Genomic DNA, 20826 nt, shown 5'->3' on the forward strand with positions numbered 1-20826 from the left:
CAGCCAGGAAAAGGTTACGAGACATAGCAGTAGGCTCTGCTATAACGAGCATGGTGACGATGCCGTTACCGCAACTGCATCATTCTCAATCCGACTCACTGAATCATGCTGAGACTGTTCATCCAATGGGAGGCAGGTGATCAGTGGATACACCTCTGCACGAGCTTTCATAAATAAAAAGTAGTTTTTAATCTCGATGATTTATTTCACCATGAGGTATTAATCCCCTTGAGTAAATGGTTACTGTTTCTGTTAGACTTCAACTTCTACCAGCTCACTACACGTATGAGCAAGGAAAAAATCCATGATCTGGGTTGACTACGTCATTATCAGCATCATTATATTTTCCGCTCTAGTAAGCGTTTTTCGTGGGTTCGTATGTGAAGCATTGTCTCTGGTGACTTGGGGATGTGCATTTTTTGTCACCAGTCATTACTACGGTGACCTTGCGATACACTTCAGTAGTTTTAAAGCTCAGATGGTGCGGAACAGCATCGCTATTGTAATAATATTCATATTAGTGCTACTTGTTGGGTCAATCCTACAGTATTTGCTTAACTTTTTGGTGGAACGGGGCGGTTTGTCTGGCACTGACCGGGAGCTTGGTGTCTGTTTCGGCATTCTACGAGGCATTTTTATCGTAACAGCTGGACTATTTTTTCTTAATCACTTCACTGGTTTTTCCAATAGCCAGGACTGGCAGCAGTCCCAGCTGATACCGATGTTTAGAAACATCATTAGATGGTTTTTTGGTTATCCGTAAAGCACGGTACGTGTCTCACCTGGGTAGTGTTAATCAGTAATTCTGATAAGGAAATAACAACATGTGCGGTATTGTCGGAATCGCTGGTTTTATGCCGGTAAACCAGTCTATATATGATGCATTAACGGTGCTGCAGCATCGTGGACAAGATGCAGCAGGCATTGTGACTATCGATGCATTGAATTGCTTTCACCTGCATAAAGAGAATGGACTGGTGAAGGATGTTTTCGAGGCTTCACATATGCAGCGCTTGCAGGGCAACATAGGTCTGGGGCATGTACGCTATCCGACCGCCGGAAGCTCTTGTGCCTCAGAAGCACAGCCATTTTACGTCAACTCCCCCTTCGGCATAACCCTAGCGCACAACGGCAACCTGACTAACGCCCACGAATTGCGTAGGACACTGTTTAAAAACGGTCGTCGTCATGTCAACACCACCTCTGACTCAGAAATACTGCTTAACGTCTTCGCGGCTGAGCTTGATTGTTTCCCGAATTATCCGCTGGAGGCGGACAATATTTTCGCCGCAGTAGCAGCTACCCACCAGAAAATTCGAGGCGCCTACGCATGCATCGGCATGATCATCGGCCACGGTCTATTTGCCTTTCGCGACCCCAACGGCATTCGCCCCCTAGTGATTGGTCAACGAACACTACAAGATGGACGAAGTGAGTATATCGTCGCCTCAGAAAGCGTAGCGCTGGATACACTGGGATTTAATTTTCTACGCGACATTACACCAGGTGAGGCGGTGTACGTTACGGGAGAAGGGCAGCTTTTTAGTCGGCAATGTGCTCAGAACCCTAGACATCATCCATGTCTTTTTGAGTATGTCTATTTCGCCAGGCCGGATTCATTTATTGATAAAATTTCAGTCTACAGTGCACGTGTACGAATGGGTAAGATGCTGGGAGAGAAAATAGCTCGCGAGTGGGATACGCTCAAGATCGATGTGGTGATCCCCATCCCAGAAACCTCCTGCGATATCGCTCTAGAGATCGCCCGCATTCTCAAAAACCCTTATCGTCAAGGTTTTGTCAAAAACCGCTATCTTGGTCGAACCTTTATCATGCCCGGTCAGAAGGTTCGGCGTCAATCAGTTCGTCGTAAGCTCAACGCTAACCGTGCTGAATTCCGCGATAAAAATGTACTGCTAGTTGACGACTCAATCGTACGCGGTACGACCTCAGAGCAAATTGTTGAAATGGCGAGGGAAGCGGGTGCCCGTCAAGTTTACCTGGCCTCCGCTGCACCAGAAATCCGCTTCCCAAATGTGTATGGGATCGATATACCTAGCGCAAGCGAGCTGATTGCTCACGGTCGTGAGGTAGAGGAAATTCGACAGATGATCGGCGCCGATGCGCTGATCTTTCAAGATTTAGCAGCTCTGGAAAAAGCGGTGCGGGAAGATAATCCCGATGTTAAGCAATTTGAGTCCTCGGTATTCAACGGCATCTACATCACGCGTGATGTAGATCAAGCATACCTTGATTATCTAGAGTCGCTTCGCAACGATCACGCCAAAGCACTTCGCGCACGAGCTGAAGTGCAACATCTTGCAATGCATGACGAAAATTAATTAATGCCGTACCCGTGAAGTCGTAGTTTAAAACACACCATGAACATTGATTTCATGTAAAGATGCTTTTCCGCATATGTCTGGCAGTAATGCGCCCCCATGAATGTTTGCCATGCCCAACTAAGGAGGGGGATCGTTTTTTATTTATGTCATTTTTGACATCTCGATGCACTAAGCTCTGCCGCGGGACCCGCTTTTTTACAATAATTGGCAAGCACTATTCCGGTCAACCACACTGGTTGTTTATAGTTTTCCTATTCACGGGATTCGATCAATGAAACGTCTGATTGTCGGTATAAGTGGCGCCAGCGGCGCCCTGTATGGGGTACGACTGCTACAAGTATTGAGCGCACTACCCGCGCTTGAAACCCATCTGGTCATGAGCTCGGCAGCGCAGCAAACCTTAACCCTGGAGACAGCGTACAGCTTACACGAAGTGCAGGCACTAGCATCTGCAGTTCATGACCCTCAAGACATTGCCGCTAGCATCAGCTCTGGTGCATTTAAAACTCTTGGCATGATCATTCTTCCCTGCTCCATAAAAACCCTCTCGGGTATCGTTAATAGTTACAGCGATGGGCTACTAACGCGCGCGGCCGATGTAGTGCTAAAAGAACGGCGACGATTGGTGCTAGGCGTACGAGAAACACCACTGCATTTGGGTCACTTACGCCTGATGACCTTAGCAGCTGAGCTCGGCGCGCTCATCATGCCCCCGGTTCCTGCCTTTTATCATAAGCCTGCACAGATCAGTGAGCTTATCGACCAAACGATAAATCGAGTGCTAGACCAATTCGATCTTGTCCTACCGAAAGATCTTTTTCAAAGGTGGAAAGACGGCTAACACCTGTAGCCAAACATTAATGTCATATGCAACAAGTCATTAATCACTGTTTATGATAAAATCAATCATGCTTAATATGCTGAGTTAACTGAACGTGCAGGTGGATGTGTTGAACAAAGCAGCATGTTTTTGACGCATTAGTTGCTAGCAAGGGTCTTCGTAGGCGCAGGTAGGTTGAAGCGATGTGGACTACTTAATAAACTGACAACAGTTTAATACTAGGACCCCCTTTATTTTACCTTTTCTTACTGCAACAGCATAATCATGCGACCTCCATTTCTCCTAACGCTAGAAATGCTTTAATTTTTCATATGCTAATTTCAGCCAGATATTCGGCAATAGTTAGCCACGATTTTTCAGGAAACATGACCTTATTCAGAAGCTAAGTTGAAAGCGCGTTATAAGACGAATAAGAAAACCTTAATCAAGATTACACACTACAATCTCTCTGCTTCACAGCAGAAATGGCTCTTGATTTGATTCCTATACACAAACGGAGGTATTTTAAATACGGTGGATGCTGTTACCCGGATGGTCTGATAAAATTTCTTGATAAAAATCCGTGAGCGGCAGTGTATCAAGCGCACTCCCGAAAAATACATAAACGACAGAGATAGGCACTTGCATGTGTCGTGCTATCTACTAGAAGATTGCGCTTCTTACAATAATGCTTTGCTACATATCTTTAGTCCATGGTGCCGGAGGCTATCTATTAACCTGAACCAAACTTTTAAGGCAGCGCTATCCGTGACCCAATAAGTGATTGCACGTAATTTTAATTTTTATGCTAATATTTAATATCCTGACTCATGTTATGCGTACAGAACAGCCCTAAAATATAAGCGAAAACCGTTATATTTTTATAATTGAATCGGAAGAGATTACTGCCGAATGCGTTCATACTATGAGAGCCCCTAGTTATTTTAGACCTTAGCTACCTACATATGGGATCGTGAGTCATTTTACACCTTAACTATTCTGTAAAGAGTATGCGTGAACATCACTTCAATGCACTTTTCCGATGCTTGTGCCGAATATTATAATTTATACAACGAAGCCATCGGAAATCCATGCACATAAAGATGCTATTACCTACTTTTTTATCGCTTCTAGCACGCTAGAAGCGAGAGTATCACCTCATCACATACCTATCATCGCCCCGTGTCTGGGGCGAGTCGTTAGTACGATAGTGCCTTTCTGCTTGAAATCTCTTGCGCTTAACCCCATTTATTAATCATTCTCGTTGTTAACCATTTATTTAATCATATTTAGGATTGAGGTGCAATATGAGTATTAAAGGACAAGAAACTCGCGGCTTCCAGTCAGAAGTCAAGTCCCTGCTTCATCTAATGATAAATTCTATTTATTCCAATAAAGAAATCTTTTTGCGAGAGTTGGTTTCCAACGCATCTGATGCAGCGGATAAGCTTCGTTTTCGAGCCCTGTCGCAACCAACTTTATACGAAACAGACAGCGAATTGCGCCTCCGTATTGCTCTCAATAAAGAAAAACGCACGATTATACTTAGCGATAACGGTATCGGCATGCGCCGCGCCGAAGTCATCGAGAACTTAGGAACAATTGCTAAATCCGGCACAAAAGCCTTCCTTGACTCTATGAAATCCGATCACCTCAAAGAGCATCCGCTTATCGGTCAATTTGGCGTGGGGTTTTATTCCGTGTTTATCGTGGCCGATAAAGTTACCGTCCGGACACGAGCCGCTGGCGCGCATGCTGATGAGGGAGTATTCTGGGAATCTGCTGGCGAGGGCGATTATACCATTGCTGATATTATCAAGCCAGACCGCGGGACTGATATCACTCTATATTTGCGTAAGTGTGAGGACGAATTCCTCGATGCGTTCCGACTTAAAAGTATCATCCAAAAATACTCAGACCATATCGCACTGCCGGTCGAAATTGCGATACCCACTAAAATAGATGCAGAAGTTAGCGATGAACCAGTAATAACCTGGGAAAAAATCAACAAAGCGCAGGCACTTTGGACTCGGAAAAAGAAAGAGATAAGCGATGAAGAATATAAGGAATTTTATAAACATCTCTCACATGACTACAGTGACCCGTTAAGTTGGAGCCACAACAGTGTCGAAGGTCAGCAGGAATATACCAGTCTTCTTTATCTCCCGGCGAAGGCGCCTATGAATATCTGGCATCGCGAGCATAAACACGGGCTTAAACTCTATGTTCAACGCGTCTTCATTATGGATGATGCCGAACAATTCATGCCGAACTATCTACGTTTCATGAAGGGGTTGATTGATTCCAAGAATCTTCCGCTGAACGTGTCGAGAGAAATCTTACAAGATAGCCGTATTACTCACAATCTAAAAGCAGCTCTGACTAAACGGGCCTTATTGATGCTGGAAAAGCTGGCCAAAGACGACCCAAAACAATATCAATCATTCTGGAAGGAGTTCGGTTTGTTTCTGAAAGAAGGCGTTGGGGAGGATTCTGCTAACCGTAACGTGGTGGCCAAACTACTGCGTTTCGCATCAACCTACAGCGATAGTCAAACACAAACCGTCTCGCTAGAGGAATATGTTGGTCGATTAGAAAAAGGACAAGAAAAAATTTACTATATCACCGCCGATAGCTATTCTTCTGCCAAGAGCAGTCCCCATCTGGAGCTACTGAGTAAAAAAGGCATTGAAGTGCTGCTGCTCTCCGATCGTATTGATGAATGGATGATGAGCTATTTGACAGAGTTTGACGGAAAAGGCTTTCAGTCGGTCAGCAAATCCGATCCGGAGCTGGATAAACTAGCTGATAAGGACCAAGAGGAAAAAAAAGAAGCCGAAAAAGCACTTCAACCTTTTGTTGAACGTGTGAAAAAATACCTGGGCGAGCGTATTAAAGAAGTTCGGCTCACTCATCGCTTAACGGATACCCCAGCTATTGTTATCACGGACACGAATGATATGACAACACAAATGGCTAAACTGTTTGCGTCCGCCGGGCAAACAGCCCCAGAAATTAAGTATATTTTTGAACTGAACCCGGAGAATGCGCTCGTAAAACGTACTGCTAATATCTCTGATGACGAAACATTCAGCGAATGGATAGAGCTACTGTTGGACCAGGCGTTGCTAGCTGAGTGTGGTACGCTTGAAGATCCTAATAAGTTTATTCGACGCATGAATCATCTTTTAAAAGCATGACGATAGCATAGCACAACCTTCTTGAGAAAAAATCAGTGTTGCTCTCTACTTTTCTACATGAAGCTAGACTCGCGTTACTCTATAGCTAAATGTACGATCGATGCTTCCGCATGCCCTCTTCGGGTGGCGGTTCAGACTACCAAGGGCGATAACACATTGAATGTTTACTTTTTAACTTTCACATAGTTTGGGAGTCTGAAAGGAGCTTTAAAAAATGCGTATCATTCTGCTAGGTCCTCCAGGCTCTGGTAAGGGGACTCAGGCGCAATTTATAATGAAGAAGTACGGTATTCCACAGATTTCCAGCGGTGATATACTACGTGCTGCAATGCAGGTTAGTACCGAACTCAGGCAGTATGCCCAGATCTCAATGGATGCCGGACAACTCGTAAGCGACGCGATTGTGATTTCGCTGATCCAGACACGAATTCAACAAGATGATTGCAGAGATGGTTTTTTGCTAGATGGGTTTCCGCGCACTCTTCCTCAGGTGAATGCCATGGAAGCAGCCGGTATAGCGGTAGATTATGTTCTAGAATTCATAGTACCGGATACCCTAATTATCGATCGCATTACAGGTCGCCGGGTTCATATTCCTTCAGGTCGAGTGTATCACGTAATGTTCAACCCCTCCATACATGAGGGTAAAGATGATGTTACCGGTGAGCCTTTATCCTGCCGAAAAGATGATAAGGAGCACATTATGCGAATACGTCTAGCTGAATACCATCAACAGACAGCACCTTTGATTGCATATTACCGTCAAAAAGCAGAAAGTGGGAAAATACGTTATGTTACTATCGATGCCACTCGGAATGTGAAAGAAGTGAGCGCGCAGCTAACCGCATTTTAGGGCACTGACAGAAAAGAACTATTAAATCTATCTTTCAGGACCCAAGAACGTCGTCTCTATATGCAACTAAGCGCTAGCCTAGTTGCATACTGCCTAGGTGTCTTTATTAAATATCTTTAAAACTGAAACAACGCACTCTAGTATGCCAAACGATTAAATAGGCTTTCATATATATTACCGCTTAGAATCACTAACAAATAACATATATACGTAAATGACTGCTGGTTAGGTAAAAATCACCACTCTAAAAACTGTTTATATTTTTATCAATGAGTAGTGTAAAATCTAAAAAAGCTTACTATTGGGCAATAGAGCACAAATTCTACTCTAGATTGTCATTCTACAAGAACAGATTTTAGTTCAGGAGATGTTGCTTCGCAAAGTCTAGCATGCATGCTTTAATGTTTAACTGATTAATTAGTTCAATCAATCGAAGCAATAAAATTATTTTTAAAAAAACACTACAAACGGTAGGATGGATAAGGATCCTGCAATAAAGTAAGAACAACACAGCGTATTAATAATTAATCTAGGAACTTTATCAGCCCCTGATCCTAAGACCGTCAATCTCTATTTATCTGAATTGCTCAGCGAGAAGCGGGTCATACATAATCCTCACGCACTGTGAACAGTTCCTGCTTTACGGAGCTATCTCGCCTTTTCGTGCGCCAAAAGTAGCTCTAAACTCTATCAGGGCATTAGCGAGCACTGCCGTGCGGCCTTACTTTTAGATCAGATTTATTCGCGACGATTACGCGGCGTATCTAGCATATATTGTCGCACTGAATTACAATATCGCTAACACGTTTCACGACATGCTACAGAGCTACACTAAAGAGGAGGATGATTAGCCGCAGCGATGCGACACCACCCGACAGGCCTTGACTGAAACCCTGAGCTCAAGACTAGATTATCCGGAAAAGCAGGTGATAATGACTTTTCAGTAACGCTTTAGGCTGAATCTCTAGCCAGTGCGCCTTCCAAAGAAAAAAATGAAAGCGCTACCATCCCCAGGCGGTCACTCGAGTGCAGATGAGTGGTCCTGGTGTACGGCTAATGACTTAGAGGCCTTGGGTAGAGATCCAAATAAAAAATCGACATATCTTTGAACATGTCGTCGCTAGATCGTTGTATTATATTACCGCTCTCAACGACAATGCGCGCTATGTGAAGATGCTCGCGTAGCTTATACTGTTATGATGATGGATTTCCCTATGCCTTTACGTCTGGTTGCTGACTGCACTGGGTATTGTATGCGCAAAGAGACTATAGGGATTATTATTTATCTTACCCTAAAAAGTAGGGTCAGGATAATACACTGTCGATTTCGCATTATACCATTAAAGTGACTGTGATATCACGTTATTAAGAGTAAAATCCACATCACTATAACATAGTGTGGTGAATTATTTTACGATTACCATCCCCTCATCCCTTTTCCTGCTGTCATGTTCAAGCAGATGCAGATGATTAAAAAAATAAGCTTTAGCACTAAAAAAGCACTTTTCAGCAAGCTGCTCTGATAGTGATCTACTAATCTTTACTAGAAATCTCATCACTGAGGCTCCACTGCTCTGCTTGACAGCCATGTGATAACGCTCAGGGTGTAGATTCAGCAGTCTTTCACCTTCGCTAAGATAGCATAAGTAACTCTTGCTTTTTCTTAAAACAGAGCAACATTCTATTATTAACATATAACGAAGACATCGTTAGCTTATGCTAACCGGGATGTGAAGTTAGCCTGCTTAATTAAATCCAGACAAGGCATGCGTCGCTCATACTAGTATAGTATAAATTAGAAAAATTATTTTGTATACAGTAGAGCTTTTCTAAAGCACAATGCTGAAAAGCAATCAATTTATTGATCTGCTGACTCTCTGCAGCGTAGTGCTCTGAGAACAGGCAGGCGCTAGTTGCTGCTACAAAACAGACGTAATCTCTGCTGAAGAGCATGCAAAATTACGATGCGATGCAGATAGCCCGATCACTAAATCGCACGCTAATAATAAAAGCAATGTTTAACCCGCCTGGTATTCTCAATAATCGCGAAAAGATAATGCATATCGGCATGTAACCGGTCACCTAGCGATATATGTTCCCATGTAATCATTAGTCGCATTAGCGTAACTTTTGTGAATGAAAGAGAATAAGATATCCGGCAATGTAGTTTTGCAAAACCGGATAAGTAGTAAAGATTATCGAAAAGATAGATAGCTCGATATATAACGTTAATCTATAAAAATTTATCCTGTGATCGTATCGCAGCTCTGTGCATGCATAGCCTCTGGGGATTTTTAAAGCAAAGGAATTGGGCACTAAGAACCGCATCAGTATCATAGCGCTTGCGCTACACGCATGATCGTCATGATTCTGATCTATTATAAAAGAAAATCAACCTGATGATCCGCCTACAACTAGATCATCCTATAGGTGTAACCACTAGGTTTATAGATAAAATCTAAGTGAGTAATCACAAGACCTAAAAAGTAGGTCACCAACGAGGCACTTACTGGCTAAAGTTGCTATTGCAATAAAAAACATCTGAATAGTCATCTAATGGCAGGTGATGATAACCCATAATCAAGTAAAACGATGGTAATCGTCAAAATCCTTAATGAGATGACGCTGTCAAGCGTTGCAGAACGGCATCCGCATAGAGTATCAAAAAAAATGAACCTGATAGCCGATAGCGTATCATACGGTTTATTCTCCATTCAATAAGCCCCACTGTACTGCACCATGTTATAATGAAAACATGATTCACTTCAGTTACTTTAAATCAGAAACTTTATTGATGTAGTTCAGTATCATCTAGTCGACTAGAATTGGTTAAAACATAACCGCTATTGTATTTTTAATTCTTTGAGTAATGATTAAGACTAGCCTATCTCTTGATACAATACTTACCTTAATCTTTAGAAACTTTATTTTTAAAGGACAGATTGTCTTTCACTGAAAAGTGCTAGTTTATTAAATTATTTCAACGTTAATACACATATTTTTTTATTTTAGTGGTAGAAGAAAGCTACTCTAGCAGCGTTTTAACGGGACGCAGCTCTGGTTAAACTAGTCGGATACTGTCTTCATCCAACTCAGCGTCAAAAAATTGCTTCAGCATTTGAATGTGTGCATCGGTTCTCATCGCTTTCTTTGCACGCATCAGTTTCTCTTTATAGATCTCTTGATGCCATTCCGTGGGGGTTTTTATGGCTGAATTATTGTCTTCTGTTATAGTTAATTCAACTGGCACGCCTAAATCTGCACTGAGTGCATTGCGTAAGATACTTTGTGCCATAACTGAGTGTAAATGGCGCTGCGAGGTCTTCAAATGTAGACGGAACTTACCTGGGGCCAACTCTTCTTTCCAGGTATTCAGTGCAAGCTGTTGCGCCAGTTGGGGCAAAGCTAACCGATTCACCTGTGCTGCCCAGTGATCGCGTCTCTGCAATTCTTCCGTAAGACATAACATCAATTCTGAGGTTATTTTATGCTCCAGATTTACATTCTGCCCTTTTAAGGTGCCCCTCGGAACCGGCGTAACTGCTGCATTCTTCTGACTAGAGCGCCATCGGTATGCATCCAAAAGTGGCCTATTAGGTGACCTGGATCTCTTAAAGCTTTGCTGATTATACTGCTCGCCTGCATCCATATCTTCCGGTTGCTTTACTGCACGGACGGCCTCTTTCTGGCTCGGAAACTCCGGTCTAGATTTTTGTTTGCTCTCCTGAGGTCGTAACAATCCGATTTGGGTCTGTAAGCGCTGCGGTGTCGTATTTACCAACAGGTAGCTATCGACACCAATGAACGGTGCTGGCAACTTAGCGTCCCTCAGTGTTCCCGGCCCTATCTTTCCAGTCAGAGCAGCCTCATCATCATCACCGCCGCTGTTTACGTATCCCTCCATTAAGCTTTTATCCGTGCTATTAATTGTAGTAACGTGCCTTTTGGATGGCTTGCTGCTACTCGGTAAAGAAAATAGATGCTGGTCAGTCAACCTGCGCGTGTCTAGAGAATCCTCAGAAGCCTGCTGGTATTCTGCTTCCGCCCGTTCAGAAAAATGCCTAGTAGCAATATTCTGTGTCGGGGCTTCAGATAAGCAGCAATCCCTAGCATGATTATTTTCATAAACAGCGTGCACAAATGCAGGTCTGTTTTCCTGCTCACCCTCCTCGACAGGCTCGGCGATAGCAACGTTCCCAGAAGAGCTACTAGATGCCGTATCTGCGATCCGGTTGCTCCCCTTCTCATAGGAGCCTGTTATTTTTTTAGACTCCTTAAAAGTTGATAGTCCGGGGGCGGTTCGCGATCTAGCCTTAACCATCGGAGCGAGGCGCACTCCGGTATGCGACCTCAAGTAATCTTTGGGCGCGCTGTTAGAAGACTCGTTTTGGCAGAGCGCGACACTAGCTGGTGTTGTATCGCCGACCTCTACTGCAGTGGGATGAAAAGCTAGTGCACGGAGTAGCGCCATTTCAACCCCCATCATCGGATCTGGCACAAAAGGAAGGTCTTTTCTCCCTATCAACATAATTTGGTAATACAACTGCAAATCAGTCGCAGTCAGTTGAGAGGCTAATGCTCGTAACCGTAATAAAATGTCAGGGTCTGACTCATCATTTAATTGTCCGGGTAATAACTGTGCTATTGCAAGACGGTGTAGTAAATTGAGTATTTCCAGCAGAAGAGCATCCCAATCCATACCTCGGGCAGCACATTGTGCAAGTTGAGACATGATCGCAACGCCGTCAGCATTCGCCAGCGCTTCGATAAGCGCCAGTGGCTGCTCGGTATTAAGCGTTCCGAGCATCAGACTGACCACCTGATCGCTGATCTCGCCCTTCCCCATGGCAATAGCCTGATCAGCTAAACTTAAAGCATCACGCATGCTGCCAGTTGCCGCCCGGGCCAGCAGCTGCAGCGCGCGAGGCGCTGCAGCAATATCCTCCTGCTGCAATACCTTTGCAAGCTGACCTCGGATTTGCTCGACCTTAAGTGCCTTTAAATGAAATTGTAAGCAGCGAGAAAGCACTGTTGCGGGCAGTTTTTTTGGATCGGTTGTAGCTAATAAAAATTTCACGTGTTCAGGGGGCTCCTCCAGAGTTTTCAGAAGAGCGTTAAAACTATGGCGGGATAACATGTGTACTTCATCAATCAAATACAGCTTAAATCGACCACATGCAGGGGCATACTGTACGTTATCTAGAAGTTCGCGCGTATCTTCAACTTTTGTGCGCGAGGCAGCATCTATTTCAATCAGATCAACAAATCGACCTTGCTCAATTTCACGGCAATTATCGCAATGTCCGCAGGGTTTAGAAGTAATAGCGGTTTTGCAATTCAGCCCTTTTGCTAGGAGACGAGCAATGGTGGTTTTACCCACGCCTCGGATGCCAGATAGTAAATAAGCATGATGAATCCTGCCTAATGATAAGCCATTTTCTAGTGCCGTCAGGACATGCTCCTGGCCTACTACATCGGCAAATATTTGTGGACGCCACTTTCTGGCAAGCACCTGGTAGCTCATGAATCATCGTTTACGTGGAAAGGATAGAAAATAATCTTAACATAGCAGCACGCAACAGCGCGAGACTGTTTTCATCAGTGAGCAAGGCCCGCCTCTCCCAGGTGTCGCTCCTTACATCAATAGTGTTAAAGAATATTTTGGCTCTGAGGGTTACTAGAGAGATAATGTGTGCTGCTGTCCTGATATATCGCATAAAATTGTTGCATAAGATGCCCCTTGGCACTGATTATACCGCGGTGGTAAGCAGATAGTGCATCGCCGAGGCGTTATTGCTAACGAGTTAAATATTAACTTAAAGCATACTGCGTGCTTGTCATGCACACGTACATATTGACATTATGAAAAATAACAGGGTATGTTCAAATTGCTTAAATCAACTATTGTTATACCTTGAGACCATAGCGCTAATGCTTTTAAGTGTGTCTCAAGACATCTTTTAAAATTCTAAACTAATGAAAAGTACACCTAAGACGATAAACATGCTCTGCTAACGCATCATAACAATAACATCCTTTCTATTATTCAACACGTATAAGCGCATGATCGCATTCTACTCTTCTTTTATATATGACAGCTTTAAAGGCAAATAGCGTGCGCGCATTTCAACTGCTTACCGTTCTTAGTGCCCACCTTAACAATCTAGGCATACGCCTCGAAACCCAGGGGCAACATGTTGCAAAAAAATCATGTTTTGATCATCTTCTATTTGCCACCCGTAGCAACCGCCTGAGTGATTATATGTCCGAGAGCCGTACAACGCTTTCACGTTTGTCCAGAGCTGTGGAAATAGGGCAAGCCGATCGTGTTAGGTGGCTATCGCAGCGGCTAATTGATCAAATGTCGGCTCTTTCCCGACAACTGACTCTAAACAATATATCCCAAAACCCCTCCTCTGATGCGGAGGAAGATATTTATGCCCTCCTGGCGAAACATCAAAATTACGAGAGGCGGCTACAGGCCATGATCCGAGATCGCTATAGCCTATGCTCTACTGAAAACGATCACGTGAACGCGTGCCGACTACAAAAAGAAATCGCTGCGCTGGGAGGCCGATTACAGCGTTGCCAAGAAGCATTGACTCGTGTTGAATACCAGATAGAGCGCCAAGAACAGGAAGACGAATGCCTTACTTCGCAGTAGGCATAAGAGAGTTTCACTCATTTGTTAATGTGTTCACGATATCTTCTATAAATAAGGATTCATGCCTGCCTGGAGTAGGCGCACCAGGTAATATTAGGAAATGCTTTTTTTAAATACGCAATATCGGTCAATTTTTATGATGATGCTAGAGAAAATTCATGTTGCAACGAAGCGAGCTCTGGCGCTGTCAGAAATCGTCAAAAGCATTACTTTTGTAAGTCGAATGCCCCAATTTAACCTGTTCTGCTTCTTCCTGGGCACAACATTAAAGTGTTCAGGATATATTTTCTATCTGATTAATATCAGGATTATAAGCAACATGATGTTATTAAATAAAAAGAAAATTTTTAACAATCTTCCATCTAAAAAAGGATGTTTTAAGTTGATGCTGGCCATATTTTGGCTTCTTAACAGCTTTATCCAGTGCAGGCAATGTACAAAAAATAGTTATTGCTAGCACAATGCTTCGTCTTAGTCTAAGCCTTAGCCTTAGCCTTAGCCTTAGCCTTAGCCTCTACGATGCAAAAGCTAAGCGGATCAGGAATGAAGATTGAAAAAATTATGTAGCAGTTTTCTACTGATTGCCTTTGATAACCTACGTTCTTTCTCAGGTGTTTTGACTACAGCACCCGCTTAAAAGTCACTCTCAATACAGCAGCTACGCACATATTCACATCTAGGTAATATTTATTACCCCTTGAAGAAACGGGGTGCTAAATATTACCTAGTAGAAAATGATACCAGTAACACTTCTCCTAAGCCACGTCATATCAGCCAGCGTTCGGCTTCACCAGGGAGTTTTTTATCAAACTACGGACCGTCTATACATCGACGGTGCTATTATGCGAAGCATCTAAAAAAGAAACAGTGCATATTTTACCATATCTCCTTTAGATAGTGCGAAAGAAAAATGACTCATTCGTCACCACGAGACTGTAAGTTATTTTAGCTGACTTCACCAGACGTGAGCCGGTAACTACTCTCTTAATCATCTAGGGAATGATTTCACTGCATGTTAATGTTTATATACTAATAGAAATAATCTTTGGATATTATTTGGCAATAAAAAATAACCTTTTAACCCTTGGCGGAAGTGCCATCAGTTTAACAATGCAATCACTCTTCTCTGTAGCATACGAGGCATATAGTTGAGCACGCATTAAATATATTAGCACGGCGATACCCTATCTCGAGTCTGAGTAGATACCGCATCATTCAGCCGGTTCCGAATCACCATGGTCAACTTTGACGCATCTTACCGTATTCATTTCAATACCGCTCATTGATGAAAAAGTGTTAAATTAAAAACATATCTTCTTTATGATACGCTTTCTCTAGAATAAAGTTTGGCGCTCAAGACATCAAGAGCACCGCTACCTGTTAACTATATATATAGACCGCAGCTTTGCTTAGAAGGTCCAGACATCTGCTCTTTAGCGCGGATACAATAATTAACAGAGCATAAAGAATAGTATGGATAATAAGTTTTTTATTGAATGTATTTCAATCATTGATTGATTGTATTTTAACGTCTGTTATTGTAAAGAAATCACAACTAAACTGTGCTTTTCTACAAAAGCAAGCTAAGACTTTTCGCATAAGAAGAAAATATCACAGCGTTATGAAATGACCTCTTCTATTCTTAAAAGGCTTAAGGTTTTTAAATAAGTGGTTAAAAATCAGCAGTATAAAGATCAACACATCGCATCTAGCCTAATAACATCTCAAGATAACGCACGCGCTGCATATAAAGGCGCTGTTCTAATTTATCGAACAGAAGAAAACCGAACATACTTTACATAAACCGACAGTAATATAAAGAAGACCAGGCTAATAAGCAGAAAAACCAGGGCTAATTTTGCATAGGAGAGCATCAATATATAATTATGTATATTTATTAATAATTGTAATTATTTTTTTGAACACGCGTACTTTCTTCGCACACACTATGCGCTGTATAGTAAAGATATTGATAACATCAGACCCGTAATGCCGCCCATAAGGTGTTACTTAATGATTTTAGGTTACCCGACAGGGATCAACGCACAACAAGACAGCATAGGCTTTTTTATTGAGGAAAATATATATAAGTAAGATCGATATCTTGATGCTTAAATTTTATTTAAAAAACTTTTACAGTCTTTTCTTTAACAATACATCTATAGTATATTTAAATTAAAAATATAATATCTTTCATAGTGTTATAACTTTTTTCAACAATGCTTGTATCCTCAGGACCGCAGCTTTTTGAGATGCGGATGCTGCACCTAATGATTTCCTGCTCTTTTATGGTTCTGCATGATCTTCTACTTATGTAATGCATCTATATTTACTTACTCACGTAAGAACAATAGTTTATATAGTTCTTTATGATAGTTGCGCTACTTTTTCTGATAAGTTATTATTTTAAATTTAATGTAAGCCCTAGAGAGGGGTGTGCGTTTTCGAGCGTGCTACACGCATGTTTCGCGAATAATTATAAAGATGTAATGCTGATATAGATATCTCTCTTAGGCAGGCTGATGTGTATCAGTTAGTGCAGTACTGCTGATATCACCATTGGCTAATATGCCTATCGCATTATAGTTATACAGCCCACATAACCACTGAGAAGTTTTTTGATCTATCTTCAGCTATACTGCATACCTATAATAAATGATAGCCTATTTAAAATAGTAGGGTTAATCTAACTAATCTTTCGAGCAAGTTTAAGACGAATGCTCAATCTTTACATTTCCCAACAAAGCGTTATGCAAGTAACGTGTATCACACATATTGTCAAAAAGGTTATTATAATACTCGGATAAGTCTAATTTTATTACAGGAAATATAGAGAACTGTAGAGTACATGCTACTAGCATAATTTCTATCGGAAAGGAGCATATCCCACCTCTCTTTTCGCAGGTCTAGTATGATCAAAGAACATTAATTCTGCACTTTACGCTAGCAAAGCTAAGAAAATAAATAAAGAAATAGCATTAGAGGCAACAATATACACACTTTTGATTAAATGAATTTTCTAACCTACCGTTCTGCGTAGGTAGCAGGTACTGTAGTTATAGTCTCAATCGCACGTTCCTGAACTAAGCTTTTAGAAGTTCTGAACGGCGGATGCATTGCCGAACGATAGATTTTTTATCTGAACATGTTTCATAACTACCTCCAGATAAAGCAAACCGCATACAGTTGATATATAGAACAACGGATTTGCATTTTCATACAACCAGTTGTTAAATAAATTTTGTAATCATCATCAAAAGTGATTGACCAAATTGGTACGCCCTACAGGATTCGAACCTGTAACCTACGGCTTAGAAGGCCGTTGCTCTATCCAACTGAGCTAAGGGCGCAAACGCAATAGCTGCAATCTTACATTGATATTGCATTATACTGAGATCAGTATTTCAGTCAATGTTCTTTCTGTCGATTCTTTTACGAATACAAGATTAGGATACATTCTGCACCTGACAGCGGAACGCTCTTCTGACAAAATAGCCCCTTCAGGGTAATTGCAACAATGGATGTCCTATTCAGATGGTAGCAAAAATAATTGATGGTACGGCTATTGCTCAGCAAGTCAGGGATGAAGTGGCAAGGCGGGTACAAAAACGCCTCGAGGCAGGTAAGCGACCACCGGGACTGGCGGTAGTACTAGTAGGCGCTGATCCCGCCTCGCAAATTTATGTTGCCAGCAAGCGTAAGGCTTGTGAGGACGTTGGCTTTCTCTCTTTATTTCATAATCTTCCGAGCACAGTTACGGAGATGGAATTACTAGCCCTGATTAATCAGCTAAACTCTGACCACCGCATAGATGGCATTTTAGTGCAACTGCCACTTCCGGAGGGAATTAATAATATTGGCGTGCTAGAGCTCATAGCGCCGGATAAAGACGTAGATGGCTTCCATCCCTATAATATCGGCCGGCTATGTCAACGCGCACCGTTACTGCGACCCTGTACACCGCGTGGTATTTTGACGCTGCTTACGCGTTATCGCATCGATACCTTTGGCCTCAATGCTGTCGTGGTCGGCGCATCGAATATCGTCGGACGACCCATGAGTCTTGAGCTGTTGCTGGCAGGCTGTACCGTAACTATCACACACCGGTTCACGCGTGATTTAGGGCGTCATATTGCAAACGCCGATCTACTAGTAGTGGCAGTAGGCAAGGCTGGTTTTATTCTTGGTGAGGGCATTAAACCTGGAGCAGTAGTCATGGATGTCGGGATTAATCGTTTAGATAGCGGTAAAGTAGTCGGTGACGTGGATTATGCTAGCGCTTCTAAGCGTGCGGCGTACATTACGCCGGTACCCGGCGGGGTAGGCCCAATGACGGTTGCCACACTCATTCAGAATACCTTGCAGGCCTGTGAGGATTATCACGATACGTCAACACAGAAGACCTTATTATAAAAATGTCTGCTTTTTTAAAGAGCCCCCTCTCTCTTCTTAAGTCATACAATCTTTTAAAGATTGGCGGAAGATAAAAGCCCTGCAAGATCAGTAAGCTAGTAATACATAAAGCTAACAATTTGTATGACTGTAAACTGCAAGAAGGCACCCCAAGACGCTCTAATATGAACGCTGTGAGCTGGAGGCGGAAGAGCACCCAGGAGATAACACATCTCTCTACTACCCGGTTTTGATCTAACAGCGTTTTAGGGGGGGTTAACCTCGGCGCCAGGTCGTACCCTCATAGCCGTCTTCTAATACAATGCCCCGTGCAGTTAGTCTGTCGCGAATGTCATCCGCCAATGCCCATTGCCGCGATTTACGTGCATGATTGCGCTTCTGGATTAAGAGTGCGATTTCAGCACTTACAGACGGGGAGCCGCTAGCACCTCCCCGCTGCTGGAGAAAGATATCCGGATCTTGACCGAGCAGCCCTAGCACGCCAGCTAACTGGCGTAAAATTCCCGCCATCCCATGGGCGACCATCGGCTTCGTGTTTTTTAGGCGGTTTACTTCTCGGGCAAGATCAAACAAGACTGAGTAGGCTTCTGGGGTATTGAAGTCATCATCCATGGCCTCGGCAAACTTCGCTGCAAATTTTTCTCCATAGGAGGGCACGGTTGCACAATGCGTGCCGCGCAAAGCGGTATAAAGCCGCTCAAGCGCAGACCGAGATTGCATCAAACTTTCTTCGCTATAATGAAGCGGACTACGGTAATGCCCGGACATCAGAAAATATCGCACTGTTTCCGCATCATAAGAGTGAAGAACGTCACGCACTGTAAAAAAGTTGCTGCGCGATTTAGATATCTTTTCTCGATCCACCATCACCATCCCGGTATGCATCCAAATATTAACATAAGGACCATCATAAGCGCAGGTGGACTGCGCTATTTCATTTTCATGATGTGGGAAAATCAAGTCCGATCCGCCGCCGTGAATATCAAAATGATGCCCAAGCTGTTGAAGATTAATCGCAGAACATTCAATATGCCACCCCGGACGACCAGCACCCCACGGTGATGGCCAGCTGGGCTCATCGGGCTTCGACATTTTCCACATGACAAAATCCATGGGGTTGCGTTTTGCTTCAGTTACATCAACACGAGCTCCAACCTGTAGCTGCCTTAGATCCTGCTTCGACAATAATCCATAAGCGCTATGGCTCTGAACAGAGAACATCACATCACCGTTAGTCGCCACATACGCATGTTCTCTATCGAGCAGTTGCCCTACTAGTGCAATTATTGAATTTATATATTGAGTAGCGCGTGGCTCATGGTTAGGACGAAGAATATTTAGCTTGTCGAAATCAGCATGCATCGCCCGAATCATGCGATTCGTTAGCTCATGATAGGGCTCGCCGCTTTCAGCAGCACGGCGGATAATGTTATCTTCTATATCGGTAATATTACGGACATAATTAACATCAAAACCGCGATAGCGCAGATAGCGGATAACGACATCAAAAGCAACGAAAGTGCGACCATGTCCAATATGGCATAGGTCATATACGGTCATACCGCAGACATAAATGCCAACTTTAAGGGCATCGATAGGTTTAAATTCCTCTTTTTGGCGCGTCAAAGTGTTAAAGATCTTTAGCATCAAAAATTATTCCATATGTCTTTAAATAACGAGTGTAGCGAAGCCTGGCGTGCCAGGTCAATAAACCTAACAAGGCATTAAAGAAAGCATCCGTATCAAATCAAAACACATTATGCTGTGCTGCTATGAAGTTTAAGTAGCACATGCTTGTCATCTTGGAGTGATCATTATCTTATAGAGTTTAACTGCATCTCTGCATATGCAGAGATGCATCGATATGCTGCAACTAAAGCATCAGCTAAGGGTATTAAAAGCGTTGATTTAACTCTTCAGCCGTAGCGATTATGGGGTAGGCATGTTATGCATAACACCTTTTCTTGATGCGGAGCTATCTATCGTTGAGCTTTAAGGAAAGGCTCGGTCAGCCCCCTCAGGCCATCCTAACGTGAGGGCTATAAATATCTTTGACTCGAATACTGTTTATGCATGCACCTTATCAACCTGCCTGAACATTCGATATGACGATTTTTCCTACTCGTTACGACAATAACTTTCTCGGGGCTTTTAAAAAAATTCAATAGCCATTTAGCACATGCTTTCAATGATCCCTAGCAGGATTGTTTATGAAATAAATGATTTTTATATCACCATTAATAATTTATTCATAAAAGGTATCTGATTTATTACTGGGAGAGAAAAAAGTTGTCTGAACACTAGTGAAAACACATTATACCCCGAAAAAATCGCGTTATGGTAGCAGTCAAGTATAGAAACGATTCACAGCATGCAAGGCATACTCCATTGCATGAACGTGGTGAATAATGACTTTCTGAGTGTTTTTCAGCATCCAGACAACTGGAAATCGTCTTTCTTTGACGAGGTCAAGAAGGATCTCCATGTGGAATATAAAACTAAAAGCATCGTAGTGGGATTCAAAAATAGTA

General features: G+C 42.7%; 9 protein-coding genes and 1 tRNA gene. 7 read left to right on the top strand and 3 right to left on the bottom strand.

Annotated features, from left to right (window positions below; all coding sequences use genetic code 11):
* Positions 1-304 precede the first annotated feature (304 nt).
* The 5 genes from A359_RS02565 to adk all read left to right on the top strand — a co-directional run bounded on the left by A359_RS02565 (position 305) and on the right by adk (position 7218).
* Positions 305-763 carry a CvpA family protein gene (locus tag A359_RS02565; protein ID WP_014888300.1) on the top strand — a complete coding sequence of 153 codons (459 nt, stop codon included), beginning with the start codon at positions 305-307 and terminating at the stop codon, positions 761-763.
* 61 nt (positions 764-824) lie between these two features.
* Positions 825-2342 carry an amidophosphoribosyltransferase gene (purF, locus tag A359_RS02570; RefSeq protein ID WP_014888301.1) on the top strand — a complete coding sequence of 506 codons (1518 nt, stop codon included), beginning with the start codon at positions 825-827 and terminating at the stop codon, positions 2340-2342.
* Positions 2343-2616: 274 nt separating this feature from the next.
* Positions 2617-3186: a UbiX family flavin prenyltransferase gene (locus tag A359_RS02575; protein WP_014888302.1), complete on the top strand. Its 570-nt coding sequence runs from the start codon at positions 2617-2619 to the stop codon at positions 3184-3186.
* A 1286-nt stretch (positions 3187-4472) separates the two neighbouring features.
* On the top strand, positions 4473-6365 hold the full coding sequence (htpG, locus tag A359_RS02580; protein WP_014888303.1) for a molecular chaperone HtpG: 1893 nt from the start codon (positions 4473-4475) through the stop codon (positions 6363-6365).
* Between the two features lie 214 nt (positions 6366-6579).
* Entirely contained in the window at positions 6580-7218 is a 639-nt protein-coding gene (adk, locus tag A359_RS02585) for an adenylate kinase (protein ID WP_014888304.1), read from the top strand.
* Positions 7219-10279: 3061 nt separating this feature from the next.
* On the opposite strand, the gene dnaX is transcribed toward adk, so the two are convergent.
* Positions 10280-12742 carry a DNA polymerase III subunit gamma/tau gene (gene dnaX, locus A359_RS04235; protein WP_014888306.1) on the bottom strand — a complete coding sequence of 821 codons (2463 nt, stop codon included), beginning with the start codon at positions 12740-12742 and terminating at the stop codon, positions 10280-10282.
* Between the two features lie 591 nt (positions 12743-13333).
* On the opposite strand from dnaX, the gene priC reads away from it, so the two are divergent.
* Positions 13334-13882, top strand: coding sequence for a primosomal replication protein PriC (gene priC / locus A359_RS02600; protein ID WP_160142730.1), 549 nt, complete (start codon positions 13334-13336; stop codon positions 13880-13882).
* A gap of 3273 nt (positions 13883-17155) precedes the next feature.
* On the opposite strand, the gene A359_RS02610 is transcribed toward priC, so the two are convergent.
* A tRNA-Arg gene (locus A359_RS02610) sits at positions 17156-17232 on the bottom strand.
* Positions 17233-17416: 184 nt separating this feature from the next.
* On the opposite strand from A359_RS02610, the gene folD reads away from it, so the two are divergent.
* Complete coding sequence (gene folD / locus A359_RS02615; RefSeq protein ID WP_014888309.1) at positions 17417-18295, top strand: bifunctional methylenetetrahydrofolate dehydrogenase/methenyltetrahydrofolate cyclohydrolase FolD; 879 nt, start codon at positions 17417-17419, stop codon at positions 18293-18295.
* Positions 18296-18550: 255 nt separating this feature from the next.
* Here the strand turns inward: folD and cysS are convergent, their stop codons facing one another.
* A complete protein-coding gene (cysS, locus tag A359_RS02620; protein WP_014888310.1) occupies positions 18551-19942 on the bottom strand; it encodes a cysteine--tRNA ligase in 1392 nt (463 codons plus the stop codon).
* Positions 19943-20826 lie beyond the last annotated feature (884 nt).

The organism is secondary endosymbiont of Ctenarytaina eucalypti (assembly GCF_000287335.1).
In the GTDB taxonomy this organism is placed as follows: Bacteria; Pseudomonadota; Gammaproteobacteria; order Enterobacterales; family Enterobacteriaceae.